At 65.5% G+C, this 13,202-nt stretch carries 12 protein-coding genes and 1 pseudogene; all 13 read left to right on the forward strand.

Annotation, left to right across the window (positions count from 1 at the left end; all coding sequences use genetic code 11):
- The first annotated feature begins 125 nt into the window (after nt 1-125).
- Entirely contained in the window at nt 126-827 is a 702-nt protein-coding gene (locus tag PGB34_RS05485; RefSeq protein ID WP_016452524.1) for a nitroreductase, read from the forward strand.
- 157 nt (nt 828-984) lie between these two features.
- Nucleotides 985-2,766 (forward strand): acyl-CoA dehydrogenase, encoded by a 1,782-nt coding sequence (locus PGB34_RS05490; RefSeq protein WP_016452523.1) that lies wholly within the window; start codon nt 985-987, stop codon nt 2,764-2,766.
- A gap of 24 nt (nt 2,767-2,790) precedes the next feature.
- Nucleotides 2,791-3,540 (forward strand): electron transfer flavoprotein subunit beta/FixA family protein, encoded by a 750-nt coding sequence (locus PGB34_RS05495; protein WP_035884627.1) that lies wholly within the window; start codon nt 2,791-2,793, stop codon nt 3,538-3,540.
- 1 nt (nt 3,541) lies between these two features.
- The gene (locus PGB34_RS05500; protein ID WP_271427068.1) at nt 3,542-4,486 is read left to right on the forward strand and encodes an electron transfer flavoprotein subunit alpha/FixB family protein; all 945 of its coding nucleotides are present in this window, start codon (nt 3,542-3,544) and stop codon (nt 4,484-4,486) included.
- Between the two features lie 17 nt (nt 4,487-4,503).
- The gene (locus tag PGB34_RS05505; RefSeq protein WP_271427069.1) at nt 4,504-5,418 is read left to right on the forward strand and encodes a LysR family transcriptional regulator; all 915 of its coding nucleotides are present in this window, start codon (nt 4,504-4,506) and stop codon (nt 5,416-5,418) included.
- 25 nt (nt 5,419-5,443) lie between these two features.
- A complete protein-coding gene (locus tag PGB34_RS05510; protein ID WP_271427070.1) occupies nt 5,444-5,671 on the forward strand; it encodes an EexN family lipoprotein in 228 nt (75 codons plus the stop codon).
- A 217-nt stretch (nt 5,672-5,888) separates the two neighbouring features.
- Nucleotides 5,889-7,895 (forward strand): conjugal transfer protein TraG, encoded by a 2,007-nt coding sequence (locus PGB34_RS05515; protein ID WP_271427071.1) that lies wholly within the window; start codon nt 5,889-5,891, stop codon nt 7,893-7,895.
- Nucleotides 7,892-8,338 (forward strand): CopG family transcriptional regulator, encoded by a 447-nt coding sequence (locus tag PGB34_RS05520; protein WP_017407929.1) that lies wholly within the window; start codon nt 7,892-7,894, stop codon nt 8,336-8,338. The genes PGB34_RS05515 and PGB34_RS05520 overlap by 4 nt, the downstream gene beginning before the upstream one ends.
- Nucleotides 8,335-9,373: pseudogene (gene trbB, locus PGB34_RS05525) on the forward strand (P-type conjugative transfer ATPase TrbB). Before PGB34_RS05520 ends, trbB begins: the two are co-directional and overlap by 4 nt.
- Complete coding sequence (locus tag PGB34_RS05530; protein WP_035884625.1) at nt 9,370-9,753, forward strand: TrbC/VirB2 family protein; 384 nt, start codon at nt 9,370-9,372, stop codon at nt 9,751-9,753. The pseudogene trbB and the gene PGB34_RS05530 overlap by 4 nt, the downstream one beginning before the upstream one ends.
- Entirely contained in the window at nt 9,750-10,022 is a 273-nt protein-coding gene (locus tag PGB34_RS05535; protein ID WP_271427072.1) for a VirB3 family type IV secretion system protein, read from the forward strand. Before PGB34_RS05530 ends, PGB34_RS05535 begins: the two co-directional genes overlap by 4 nt.
- Before the next feature lie 9 nt (nt 10,023-10,031).
- Nucleotides 10,032-12,470, forward strand: a complete 2,439-nt coding sequence (gene trbE, locus PGB34_RS05540) for a conjugal transfer protein TrbE (RefSeq protein ID WP_271427073.1) — start codon at nt 10,032-10,034, stop codon at nt 12,468-12,470.
- Nucleotides 12,467-13,195, forward strand: a complete 729-nt coding sequence (trbJ, locus tag PGB34_RS05545; protein WP_271427074.1) for a P-type conjugative transfer protein TrbJ — start codon at nt 12,467-12,469, stop codon at nt 13,193-13,195. The genes trbE and trbJ overlap by 4 nt, the downstream gene beginning before the upstream one ends.
- Nucleotides 13,196-13,202: the final 7 nt, after the last annotated feature.

Here is a 13,202-nt window from a genome sequence, read left to right on the forward strand (position 1 = left end):
CCGCTTGGTAGCACACCCAGGGACGACCCGTGGACGTTCGGCATCGATGCATTCGCATGAATGCTTCTTCGGCAACGGCATGTCGGTGTGCTCACCCGAATAGCCCAGCAACCAGGAGAGAGTGAATGTCTGTCTGCGCCGTGCCTTTGCGCAACATGCTGATTGATGCGGTGATGCGCGAACGTCGTTCCGTGCGCGCCTTTCTGCCGACCCCGGTGTCGCAAGAAGCGGTGGCCCAGATTCTGTCGGTGGCAGCCAGCGCGCCCAGTGGCACCAACACCCAGCCGTGGCATGTCATTGCCGTGGCGGGCGAGGCGAGGAAGCGCCTATGCGACCGTGTATTGCACGCCTTTCACCATGAAGAGGGAGAGCACCAGTCCGAATACGACATCTACCCGGCCGAGTTCTTCGAGCCCTACCTGACCAGGCGGCGTCGGTGCGGTTTCGCTCTTTATGCCGCAGTCGGAATCTCCAAGGGAGATACGGATGCCATGCGCGCTCAACATGCACGCAACTTTGCCTTCTTCGATGCGCCGGTCGGTTTGATCTTCACCTTGGACCGGCGTATGGTGCAGAGCAGTTGGGTGGACTACGGGATGTTCTTACAGAACATCATGCTGGCGGCCCGCGCACGAGGCCTGGATACCTGTTCGCAGATGGCGTGGACCCTTTACCCGCGCCTTCTGGCTGAAGCCCTGCAAATCCCGGACGGGCAGATGGTCCTGTGCGGCATGGCACTGGGCTATGCCGACCCGGCGGCCGTGGTGAACCGCGTGCGCACCGAGCGTGAGCCGGTCGAGAACTTCACACGCTTCAGCGGCTTCTAGAAATCTTGTCATACCAACTAATCGCGTCGTAAGCCGCCTGAGAAATTCAGCCGCCCTGAAGCGGTTGATCGACCGGGCCTTGTCCTGGTGGGTAGGGTCATGCATGGATGTATGCCCTATGGGGCAGACGGGTTGAACCCACAAAGAGGAGTAAGCAATGTCTACCTACGCCGCGCCCTTGCGCGACATGCTGTTCACGATGAAGGAAGTCGGAGGCCTGGATGCGATCTGTGCCCAGCCGGGCCATGAAGAAACCACGCCCGACCTGGTCGAGGCCATCCTGCAGGAGGCTGCCCACTACGCCACCGGCGTGCTTGATCCGCTGAACCGCACCGGCGACGTGCAGGGCGCGCGCTGGCACGACGGCCAGGTCACGCCAGCCGATGGCTTTCGCGAAGCCTGGGCCAGCTTCTGCGAGAACGGCTGGAACGGCATGCCCGCTGCCACCGAATGGGGCGGCCAGGGCCTGCCCACGCTGGTGTCCACAGCCGTGCTGGAGATGTGGAAGTCGTCCAACCTCGCGTTCAGCCTGTGCCAGATGCTCACGCTGGGCGCGGTGGAAGCCATTGCGCACCATGGCAGCGACGCACTCAAGCGCCGCTTCCTGGAGCCCATGGTCGCGGGCCGCTGGACCGGCACCATGAACCTCACCGAGCCCCAAGCAGGCTCCGACTTGGCCGCGCTGCGCAGTCGCGCCGTGCCCGAAGGCGACCATTACCGCGTCAGCGGAAACAAGATCTTCATCACCTGGGGCGAGCACGACATGGCCGAGAACATCGTCCACCTCGTGCTGGCGCGCCTGCCCGATGCACCGCCCGGCGTGAAAGGCATCTCGCTGTTCCTGTGCCCGAAGTACCTGGTCAACGACGACGGCTCCCTGGGCGAACGCAACGACCTGGCCTGCACCTCCATCGAGCACAAGATGGGCATCCACGGCAGCCCCACGGCGTCGATGAGCTTTGGCGACTGCGGGGGCGCGATCGGCTACCTGGTCGGCGAGCCGAACCAGGGGCTGGCCTGCATGTTCACGATGATGAACCATGCGCGGCTGAACGTCGGCCTTGAAGGCGTGGGCATCGCCGAGCGCGCCTACCAGCGCGCACGCGCCTACGCGCTGGAGCGGGTGCAGGGCAAGCCACTGCTCAGCGGCAGCACCACCATCGCCGGCCACCCGGACGTGCGGCGCATGCTGATGGACATGAAGGCCCGCACCGAGGCCATGCGCGCATTGGCCTATTTCTGCGCCGGCCAGATGGACCGCGCCGCAGGCCACGCCGACGCGCAAGAGCGCGAGCAGGCGCTGGCCCTGGTCGGCCTGCTGATCCCGGTGGTCAAGGGCTGGTGCACCGACAGCGCACAGGGCATCACGTCCGATGGTGTGCAGGTGCATGGCGGCATGGGTTACGTCGAGGAAACCGGCGCCTCACAGCACTTGCGCGACGCGCGCATCACGACCATCTACGAAGGCACGACGGGCATCCAGGCCAACGACCTGATTGGCCGCAAGCTGGCGCGCGAGGGCGGGCGCACGCTGAAGGCACTGCTGGGCCGCATCGACGGCGATGCGCGCCGGTTGGCCGAGATGCCCGATGCCGCGCTGGCGCAGATCGGCGGCGTGTTAGCGGCTTCGGCGCGTGCGCTGGGGGACGCGGCCGACTGGCTGCTGGCCCACGACGACCAACCCGCGCAGTGCGCGGCGGGCGCCGTGCCCTTCTTGCGGCTGGCGGGCACGGTGATCGGCGGCTGGCTGTCGGCGCGCATGGCCGAAGCCGCCACTGCGCAACTCGCGGCGAGATCTGGCGATGCGGGCTTTCTCGGCGCCAAGCGTGCCACGGCCAGCCACTACGCAGCGCATGTCCTAGTGCAGGCGCCGATGTTGCGCGACATCGTCACGGGCGGCGCCGCCAGCACGCTGGCCCTGGCGGATGATCAACTCTGAATGATCCTGAAAGGAAACCCTCCCATGAAAATCCTGGTTCCCGTCAAGCGGGTGGTTGACTACAACGTCAAGGTCCGCGTCCAGAGCGATGGCAGCGGCGTGGACATCGCCAATGTCAAAATGAGCATGAACCCCTTCGACGAGATTGCCGTCGAAGAGGCTGTGCGGCTCAAGGAGAAAGGCGCGGCAACGGAGATCGTCGCCGTCTCGTGCGGCGTGTCCCAATGCCAGGAGACGCTGCGCACCGCCATGGCCATCGGTGCCGACCGCGGCATCCTGGTCGAGACCAATGAAGAACTGCAGCCGCTGGCCGTGGCTAAGCTGCTCAAGGCCCTGATCGACAATGAACAGCCCGGCCTCGTGATCCTGGGCAAGCAGGCCATCGACGACGACTGCAACCAGACCGGCCAGATGCTGGCGGCGCTGGCCGACCTGCCGCAAGCCACCTTCGCCTCCAAGGTCGAGATCGCCGGCGACAAGGCAGCCGTGACCCGCGAAGTGGACGGCGGCCTGGAAACCCTCAGCCTTACGCTGCCCGCCGTCATCACCGCCGACCTGCGCCTGAACGAGCCGCGCTACGTCACGCTGCCCAACATCATGAAGGCCAAGAAAAAGCCGCTGGACACCGTCAAGCCCGAAGACCTCGGCGTGGACGTGGCCCCGCGCCTGAAGACCTTGAAGGTCAGCGAACCCGCCAAGCGCGGCGCCGGCGTGAAGGTGGCCGACGTGGCCGCCCTGGTCGAGAAACTCAAGAACGAAGCGAAGGTGATCTGACATGACCGTACTCGTAATCGCTGAACACGACAACGCGACCATCAAGGGCGCGACGCTCAACACCGTGACGGCCGCCGCAGCCTGCGGCGGCGACGTGCACGTGCTGGTGGCCGGCCACAACGCCGGCGCTGCCGCACAGCAAGCCAGCCAGATCGCCGGCGTTGCCAAGGTCATCCACGCCGACGGCGCCAGCCTGGCCCACGGCCTCGCCGAGAACGTGGCCGCCCAGGTGCTGGCACTCCATGGCAGTGGTGCCGGCAACTACAGCCACATCCTGTTCCCCGCCACCGCCAGCGGCAAGAACGTGGCCCCGCGCGTGGCTGCCAAGCTCGACGTCGCCCAGATCAGCGACATCACCAAGGTCATCTCCGCCGATACCTTCGAGCGCCCCGTCTACGCCGGCAACGCCATCGCCACCGTGCAGTCTGCTGATGCCGTGAAGGTCATCACCGTGCGCACCACCGGCTTTGACGCCGCCGCCGCCACGGGTGGCAGCGCCGCTGTCGAAACCGCTGCTGCGGCCGCCGACGCTGGCAAGAGCAGCTACGTGGGCAGCGAGATCGCCAAGAGCGACCGCCCCGAACTCACCGCCGCCAAGATCATCGTGTCTGGTGGCCGTGCGCTGGGCAGCAAGGAAAAGTTCGACGAAGTCATCACCCCCCTGGCCGACAAGCTGGGCGCTGCCATCGGCGCCAGCCGTGCTGCCGTGGATGCGGGCTACGCCCCCAACGACCTGCAAGTGGGCCAGACGGGCAAGATCGTCGCGCCGCAGTTGTACATTGCCGCCGGCATCTCGGGCGCCATCCAGCACCTGGCCGGCATGAAGGACTCCAAGGTGATCGTGGCGATCAACAAGGACCCCGAGGCCCCGATCTTCAGCGTGGCCGACTACGGGCTGGAGGCGGACCTTTTCGCAGTTGTGCCGGAATTCGTCAAGGCCTTTTAAACTGGATGAGATACACCATGGAGCTTCGGCATTTACGTTGCTTTATAGCGGTGGCCGAAGAACTTCACTTCGGCCGCGCAGCGGAAAAGCTGCACATCGATCAGTCCCCTTTGTCGCGCACCATCAAGGAGATAGAGGAAGAGCTCGGGGCGCAACTGTTCACGCGAACCACGCGAAGCACCCGCCTGACCTTTGCCGGAATGGCATTCCTGGAGCGGGTGCCGCGAATCTTCGAAGCTCTGAAACAGGCGTGTGACGGCGTCAAGTCCGCCGCCAGTGGGTCTCAGCGACAGTTGCGCATCGCTTTGTCCGATGGCATCACGCCCTCGCGAATGCCGACGCTGCTGGCACAGTGCCGAGCGGAAGATCCAGAGATTGATGTTCGGCTATTTGAGGTGCCGTTGGATCAACAGATCAAGGGTCTGCACGATGACCTGTATGACGTCGGCTTTTCGATGGCCGAAGAGGTGGGCGACGGCATTGTGGTCAGGCCTGCATGGGAAGACGAGCTGATGGTGGCGGTCCCAGCTCGCCATCCTGTTCTGGCCCACAAGCACGTGCCGTTGGAAGAAGTGTTGCGCTATCCGCTGGCGCTATGCGATCCGGCGATATGCGAAGGCCATGCACGCCAAGTTGATCGCGTTTTGCAGCGCTACGAGCAACAGCCACTGATCGCCCAGCGCGTGGCGTCCTATGAGGTGATGATGACCTTGGTCTCAGCCGGATTGGCGCTCGGTTTGGCGGGCGCCGCGCACATTGCATCCGGCCGTGGGCCAGGTGTTGTGGCCCGGCGCTTGGCGGGCAAGCCGCAGATGCTGGCCACGTATCTGCGGCACCGTGACGTGGAGCCCTCCGAAATGCTGGCCCGGTTCATCGAACGAGTGGCCTCCATTGATTCGGCGGATGGCTCCAGCGCCGCCGAGGACTCCTGATCCACCTGCTGAAAGGACCCAAGCCATGACCCGATTCCTGCCGCTGCTGATGGTTGCCGCACTGTCGGGCTGTGGACCATCCCAACCGACGGAAACCGTGGACTTCCTCGTTGCCCATCCCGAGCGCCTCAAGGAAGTCCAGCGCCTGTGCAAGGAAGACCGCGCGAAGGCAGGAGAAGAACTCTGCCGCCGTGCGGCCGAAGCCGCCAACCGGCGTTTCTTCGGCGATCGGCCGGAACAGCAATCCAAATAGCGCCCCGCGCCGTCGCCTGGCCGCGACAGAGTTCTTGCTGTTACCTCATCACGCCGCAGCGCGCTCGCGCATGCGGCATTTTTATTGCCTTCGCCACAGCAAGAAGTCTGGCCATTTTGGCCTGAATCCCCGCTATAACGGTCTTTGACCGACCTGCACGCTCGCCTTGATCCTCGGCACTACGGCATGTCCCTGTGCCGTAGCGGGAGGTTGGCCAATGCAAGGAACGAACGTGCTGTTCGGTCAGATTGCCGTTGTCTTCGGCATCGTGATCGCTGGCGTATGGAGCGCCACGCAATGGACAGCAGCGGCGCTGGGCTACCAGCTACGCCTGGGTTCGCCCTGGTTCGATTTCCTCGGCACGCCGGTCTATCACCCCTGGCGCCTGTTCGAGTGGTGGTTCTTCTTCGACGCCTACGCGCCGCATGTATTCGACGTGGGCGGTGCCATTGCCGCAGGCAGCGGCCTGATCGCGGTGGTGGTTGCCATCGGCATGTCGATCTGGCGCTCGCGCCAGTCCAAGCTGGTCACGACCTACGGCACGGCGCGCTGGGCCAACGCGGAGGACATTCACAAGGCGGGCCTTGACCAGCCTGCAGGCGTGTTCCTCGGCCTGCATCGGCAGCAGTACCTGCGGCACGAGGGCCCGGAACACGTCCTGACCTTCGCGCCCACGCGCTCAGGCAAGGGCGTGGGCCTGGTGGTGCCAACGCTTCTTTCTTGGCCAGCGTCTGCCGTCATCCACGACATCAAGGGCGAGAACTGGAGCATCACCGCAGGTTGGCGTTCGCGCTTCTCGCATTGCCTGCTGTTCAATCCGACGGACAGCAAGTCGGCGGCCTACAACCCGCTGCTGGAAGTCCGGCGCGGCGCGCATGAGGTGCGCGACGTGCAGAACATCGCGGACATCCTGGTCGATCCCGATGGCGCGCTGGAGAAGCGCAACCACTGGGAGAAGACTTCGCACGCATTGCTGGTCGGGGCCATTTTGCATGTGCTCTACGCGGGCGAAGACAAGACGCTTCGCGGTGTCGCCAACTTCCTCAGCGACCCGGCTTGTCCCTTTGAGCTGACGCTGCATCGGATGATGACCACATCGCATCTCGGCGATGGCCCGCATCCGGTCGTTTCCTCGGCGGCGCGCGAAGTGCTCAACAAATCGGACAACGAACGCTCGGGCGTGTTGTCCACGGCCATGTCGTTCCTCGGCCTCTACCGCGACCCGACGGTGGCCGAAGTCACCTCGCGCTGCGACTGGCGCATTGCCGACCTGATCGCGGCCGAGCATCCGGGGTCGCTGTACCTGGTGGTGCCGCCTTCGGACATTTCGCGGACGAAGCCGCTGATCCGCCTGATCCTCAACCAGATCGGCCGGCGCCTCACCGAATCACTCGATGGCAGCGACGGCATCGAGCGTCGTCACAAGCTGCTGCTGATGCTCGATGAATTCCCCGCGCTCGGGCGGCTGGATTTCTTCGAGACGGCGCTAGCCTTCATGGCGGGCTATGGCATCCGCAGCTTCCTCATCGCGCAGAGCCTGAACCAGATCGACAAGGCTTACGGCCAGAACCACTCGATCCTCGACAACTGCCATGTGCGCGTGACGTTCGCTACCAACGATGAGCGCACCGCCAAACGGATCTCCGAGACGCTCGGCACTGCGACCGAGCTGCGCGCGCAGCGCAACTACGCGGGCCACCGGCTCGCGCCGTGGCTCGGGCACTTGATGGTGTCGCGCCAGGAAACCGCGCGCCCGCTGTTGACGCCGGGCGAAGTCATGCAGCTTCCGCCCGACGAAGCAGTGGTGATGGTGTCCAGCGTGGCGCCGATCAAGGCCAAGAAGCTGCGCTACTACGCGGACAGCAATTTCAAGCGGCGCGTGTTGCCGCCGCCCGCGCTGGCGAGCGAGCGATACGCCGACGCGCCGCCATCGCGTCCCGACGACTGGAGCGGACTGGCGATTCCCGCCGTGCCCGCCGCACCGGCCGCGGCGTCCGCTGATGGCCTGGAGAACTTGGGTCCGACCGACGACGGTGGTCCGCGCCGTCAGCCCGAGCTTTCCGAAACCGTCGCCTACGACCCCGAGCAGGCCGCACCCGTGGCCGACCTTGGCCTGCTCGATGACGACGACATGCCGCTTCCCCTCCCGCGCCAGTTCGACCCGGCCCTGCAACGCACGGCCCGGCTGGCTTCCCTCGACCCTGACGACGGAATCGACCTATGACCCAGCACCGCCTCAATGTGTTCATTCAGCCGGAGCACAGCAAACGGCTCGACGAACTGGCCGCCACCAAAGGCGTATCGAAGTCCAGCATCGTCGCGGCGGCACTCGCATCGTGGCTGTCGCCCGATGCCGCCGACCAGCGGGAGGCGGCCATTGCCAAACGGTTGGATCGGCTGTCGCGCCACGCCGAGCGCATGGAGCGCGACCAGAACATTCAGATCGAGACGCTGGCGCTGTTCATCCGCTACTTCCTCACGGTCAGCACACCCGTGCCCGAAGCACATCAGGACGCCGCTCGCGCCCAGGGCAAGGCCCGCTTCGAGCAGTTCGTGGAGCAGTTGGGCCGCCACCTGCTGCGTGGGCGCAGTCTGGTGCGCGACGTGGTGGAGGAACTGCATCCCGACCCTTCGCGCATGGGTGAAGTGCAGGAGCGTACGTCATGAGTACCACGCCTTCTTCCTTCACCGCCGTTTCGCTAGATCGCCGCATCCAGATGTTGCGCACGGCGATGGGGCCGCTGATTGCCGCTGCGCTCGAAGACCCGGACGTGGTGGAAATCATGCTCAACCCCGACCGAACGCTCTGGGTGGATCGGCTTTCCACGGGCCGCGCGCCGATGGGCGTGGAGCTGTCCGAAGCGGACGGTGAACGCATTATTCGGCTCGTGGCGGCCCATGTCGGTGCCGAGGTGCATCGGGGCCAGCCGCTGTTGACGGCGGAGCTGCCCGAGACGGGCGAACGCTTCGAGGGCATCTTGCCGCCGGCCGCGCCGGGGCCTGCCTTCGCACTGCGCAAGCGCGCCTTTGGCGTGATCCCGCTGTCGCGCTACATCGAGGATGGAATGATGACCGCCGCGCAGGCGGGCTTGCTGGTGCGTGCAGTGCGCGAGCGCAAGAACATTCTGATCGCAGGTGGCACTAGCACCGGCAAGACCACGCTCGCCAATGCCTTGCTTTCCGAGATCGCCGCCACCGGCGACCGCGTGCTGGTGCTCGAAGACACGGTGGAGCTGCAATGCGCAGTGCGTGACCACGTGCCGCTGCGCACGCGCCAGGGCGTCGTGTCCATGACCGAGCTGGTGCGCTCGTCCATGCGCCTGCGCCCGGATCGTGTCGTCGTCGGCGAGGTGCGCGGCGCTGAGGCGCTAGATCTCATCAAGGTGTGGGGCACCGGACATCCGGGCGGCATTGCCACCATCCACGCCGGCTCTGCACTGGGCGCGTTGCTGCGCCTAGAGCAACTGATTCTCGAAGTGGCGGTGAACCCGCCCCGTGCGCTGATCGCGGAAGCGGTCAACGTGGTCATCCACATCGCCGGGCGCGGACGCAAGCGCCGCATCGAGAGCATCGCTCGCGTCGTCGGCTTCGATGGCGTTGGGTATCACCTGGCGGACGCGCTGGAGGCTCCATTCCCGGAGTTGCTGCCGCAGTCCGACTTTTCCCCCCCTGTCCCCTGACAACTCTGGAGAACTGCCATGACGCAGATGATCGTTCCTGCTTTCCGTTTTTCCGCATATCCGCTTCCTCGGCCACCGCGGCTGGATAGCCTGGCTCGCCCGGCCATGCAGGGCTTGATGCTCGCGGCGCTGATGCTGCTGCTTGCGGGCGCGGCTCAGGCCGCCGGTTCGTCGATGCCGTGGGAAGGCCCGCTGCAATCCATCCTGGAGTCGATCCAGGGACCTGTGGCCCGGATCATCGCGGTCATCATCATCATTGCCACGGGCCTGGCGCTGGCCTTCGGCGATACCTCGGGCGGCTTCCGCAAGCTGATCCAGATCGTCTTTGGCCTATCGATCGCGTTCGCGGCTTCGAGCTTCTTCCTGTCGTTCTTCAGCTTCTCCGGTGGGGCCGTCGTATGAACGGCCCGCACGATGGGATGCTTGGCTTCGAGGTGCCGCTGCATCGGTCTTTGACCGAGCCGATTCTGATGGGCGGTGCCCCGCGCACCGTGGCCATCACCAACGGCACCTTGGCCGCTGCCGTGGGCCTGGGCTTGCAGATGTGGATTCCGGGCGTGGTGCTCTGGATCGTCGGCCATGCGCTGGCGGTCTGGGGCGCTCGTGTCGATCCGCAGTTCATGCAGGTCTTCGCCCGCCACATCAAGCACCGGCCGCTGCTGGACGTGTGAGGTGATGCCATGCTGAACCTTGCCGAATACCGCCAGCGGCCCGCGCTGCTGGCCGACTGGCTACCCTGGGCCGGGCTGATCGCGCCCGGAGTCGTGCTGAACAAGGATGGCTCCTTCCAGCGCACTGCGCGCTTTCGGGGGCCAGACCTCGACAGCGCGACACAGGGCGAACTGATTTCCACGTCGGCGAGGCTGAACAACGCGCTGCGCCGGCTCGGTTCGGGCTGGGCGCTGTTCATCGAGGCCGAACGGCGAGCTGCTGCCGGCTACCCACACTCGGACTTCCCGGAGCCCTTGTCCTGGCTGGTCGATGAAGAACGCCGCGCCGCATTTGAGGACTCGGGCAACCACTTCGAGAGCGGCTACCACCTGACATTGGTGTACCTGCCGCCGGAGGAAGCCCGCGCTCGTGCGGCCGGAATGCTGTACGAGAACCGTCCGACCGAGGGAGTGGACTGGCGTGAGCGCCTGACCGCCTTCGTCGCGGAGACGGATCGGATTTTCGACCTGCTCGATGGCGTGATGCCGGAGATTGCGTGGCTCGATGACAGCCAGACGCTGACCTACCTGCACTCGACCATTTCCCCACGGCGATACCGCGTGGGCGTGCCGGAAGTGCCATTCCACCTCGACGCGCTGCTGGCCGACGCGCCGCTGATCGGTGGTCTGGCGCCGATGCTGGGCGACCAGCACCTGCGCGTGGCGACGGTGCGGGGCTTCCCCACCTCGACCTGGCCGGGGATTCTGGACGACCTCAACCGCCTCAGCTTTGGCTATCGCTGGTCAACCCGGTTCCTTTGCATGGACAAAGCCGATGCGGAAAGAGAGCTTTCTCGCCTGCGCCGCCAATGGTTCGCCAAGCGCAAGAACGTCATCGCGCTATTGCGCGAAACCATCTTCCAGCAGGAATCCCCGCTGGTCGATACCGACGCTAGCAACAAATCGGCCGATGCCGATGCGGCCTTGCAGGAGCTGGGCAGCGACCAGGTGGCCTTTGGCTACCTGACGGCAACCGTCATCGTCATGGACGCGGATGCCGCCGTGGCCGACGAGAAGCTGCGCATGGTGGAGCGTGTCATCCAGGGGCGCGGCTTCGTCACCATTCCCGAAACGCTTAATGCGGTGGATGCGTGGTTGTCATCGATTCCGGGTCATGCCTACGCCAATGTCCGCCAGCCCATCGTCTCGACGCTGAACCTGGCGCATCTGGTGCCGGTGTCCGCCGTATGGGCCGGGCCGGAGAAGAACGCGCATCTCGACGGCCCGCCGCTGATCGTGACCCGCACCGAGGGCGCGACGCCGTTCCGGCTGGTCACGCACATCGGCGATGTGGGCCACACGCTGGTGGCCGGCCCCACGGGCATGGGCAAATCGGTGCTGCTCGCCACCTTGGCGATGCAGTTCCGTCGTTATCGCGGATCGCGCGTCTTCGCCTTCGACATGGGGCGCTCGATGCGCGCCACCATCCTGGGCCTGGGCGGTGAGCACTACGACCTCGGGCTGGATGGCGAGATCGCCTTCCAGCCCTTGGCTCGCATCGACCGTGAGGGCTACCGCGCCTGGGCGGCCGAATGGATCGAAGGGCGCTTGCGGCATGAAGGCGTGGCGGTCAGCCCGGAGGAGAAGGCGGCGATCTGGTCGGCGCTGGGAAGCCTTGCGGGCGCCCCTGTGGAACAGCGCACGATGACGGGGATTTCCGTCCTCCTGCAATCGAACGCACTGCGGCAGGCCCTTGCGCCCTATGTGCTCGGTGGCGCGCACGGCAAGCTGCTGGACGCCGACCATGACCGACTGGGCATGGCCGGCGTGCAGTGCTTCGAGATGGAGGAACTGATGCACAGCAAGGCCGCCGTCATGGCCGTGCTGCATTACCTCTTTGCCCGATTCGACGAGCGCTTCGATGGCGCACCGACGCTGCTGATCCTCGATGAAGCGTGGCTGTTTCTCGATGACCCGGTGTTCGCGGCCCGCATCCGGCAATGGCTCAAGACGCTGCGCAAGAAGAACGTCAGCGTCATCTTCGCCACGCAGAGCCTAGCCGACATCAAGGACTCCAGCATCGCGCCGGCCATCATCGAGAGCTGCGCCAGCCGCATCTTTCTGCCGAATCCGCAGGCGACCGAGCCGCAGATTCGCACGATCTACGAGGGCTTCGGCCTCAACAGCCGGCAGATCGAGATCGTCGCCACCGCGCAGCCCAAGCGCGACTACTACTACCAATCGCGCCTCGGCAACCGCCTGTTCGACCTCGACCTGGGCGCCGCGACCTTGGCCTTCGCGGGTGCCTCTACGCCGCAAGACCAGCGCGACATCGACGCGGTGCTCGCCGTCGCTGCATCCGCTTCCACCCCGTTCGCGGCCACCTGGCTGCGCCATCGCGGCCTGCATTGGGCCGCCGAACTGCTGTCCTCGTTCCCGTTCACCCATCTCCAGGAGAACCCATCATGAAAAAGCGTCTTCTCGCCGCCGCCGTCGCGGCCATGCTTTGCACCGCTACCGCCGTGCAGGCGCAATGGGTCGTGATCGACCCCACGAACCTCGTGCAGAACACGCTGACCGCGATCCGCACGCTGGAGCAGATCAACAACCAGATCAAGCAGCTCCAGAACGAGGCGCAAATGCTTATCAACCAAGCGCGCAACCTGGCCAGCCTGCCGTCCAGCGTGGTGGGCCAGTTGCGCGCCAACCTGGCGACCACCCAGCGGCTAATCGCGCAGGCCAGGGGCCTGACCTATGACGTGACGAATCTGGATCGGGAATTCCAGCGCCTGTACCCGGAGCAATACGCCGCCACCGTCAGCGGCGACCAGATGTACCGCGACGCGCAAGAGCGCTGGAAGAACACGCTCAATGGCCTGCAGACCACGATGCAGATGCAGGCCCAGGCCTCGCAGAACCTGAGCGACGACGAAGGCGTGCTGGCCGACCTCGTGGGCAAGAGCCAATCGGCAGTTGGGGGCTTGCAGGCGATGCAGGCCATGAACCAGTTGCTGGCCCTGCAAGCCAAGCAGTCCATCCAAACGCAGCGCCTGAGCATCACCCAGGATCGCGCCGCGTCGCTGGAACTGGCGCGGCAAGCCGCTGCCGTGGAGCGTGGCCGCGAGGTGAACCGGCGCTTCTTGGGTGAAGGCACGCCGTACACGCCGCAGTCCGTCGATTTCTACAGTCGTTGACGGGGCT

Origin of the sequence: Xenophilus arseniciresistens (assembly GCF_028023875.1) — a bacterium.
Taxonomy (GTDB): domain Bacteria; phylum Pseudomonadota; class Gammaproteobacteria; order Burkholderiales; family Burkholderiaceae_C; genus Xenophilus; species Xenophilus arseniciresistens.

What these genes read in the sequence shown, in the direction of transcription:
- trbJ (WP_271427074.1), top strand. Translation starts at nt 12,467, where the DNA reads ATGAAAAAGCGTCTTCTCGCCGCCGCCGTCGCGGCCATGCTTTGCACC.
- PGB34_RS05500 (WP_271427068.1), top strand. Translation starts at nt 3,542, where the DNA reads ATGACCGTACTCGTAATCGCTGAACACGACAACGCGACCATCAAGGGC.
- PGB34_RS05495 (WP_035884627.1), top strand. Translation starts at nt 2,791, where the DNA reads ATGAAAATCCTGGTTCCCGTCAAGCGGGTGGTTGACTACAACGTCAAG.
- PGB34_RS05490 (WP_016452523.1), top strand. Translation starts at nt 985, where the DNA reads ATGTCTACCTACGCCGCGCCCTTGCGCGACATGCTGTTCACGATGAAG.
- PGB34_RS05535 (WP_271427072.1), top strand. Translation starts at nt 9,750, where the DNA reads ATGAACGGCCCGCACGATGGGATGCTTGGCTTCGAGGTGCCGCTGCAT.
- trbE (WP_271427073.1), top strand. Translation starts at nt 10,032, where the DNA reads ATGCTGAACCTTGCCGAATACCGCCAGCGGCCCGCGCTGCTGGCCGAC.
- PGB34_RS05505 (WP_271427069.1), top strand. Translation starts at nt 4,504, where the DNA reads ATGGAGCTTCGGCATTTACGTTGCTTTATAGCGGTGGCCGAAGAACTT.
- PGB34_RS05510 (WP_271427070.1), top strand. Translation starts at nt 5,444, where the DNA reads ATGACCCGATTCCTGCCGCTGCTGATGGTTGCCGCACTGTCGGGCTGT.
- PGB34_RS05515 (WP_271427071.1), top strand. Translation starts at nt 5,889, where the DNA reads ATGCAAGGAACGAACGTGCTGTTCGGTCAGATTGCCGTTGTCTTCGGC.
- PGB34_RS05520 (WP_017407929.1), top strand. Translation starts at nt 7,892, where the DNA reads ATGACCCAGCACCGCCTCAATGTGTTCATTCAGCCGGAGCACAGCAAA.
- PGB34_RS05530 (WP_035884625.1), top strand. Translation starts at nt 9,370, where the DNA reads ATGACGCAGATGATCGTTCCTGCTTTCCGTTTTTCCGCATATCCGCTT.
- PGB34_RS05485 (WP_016452524.1), top strand. Translation starts at nt 126, where the DNA reads ATGTCTGTCTGCGCCGTGCCTTTGCGCAACATGCTGATTGATGCGGTG.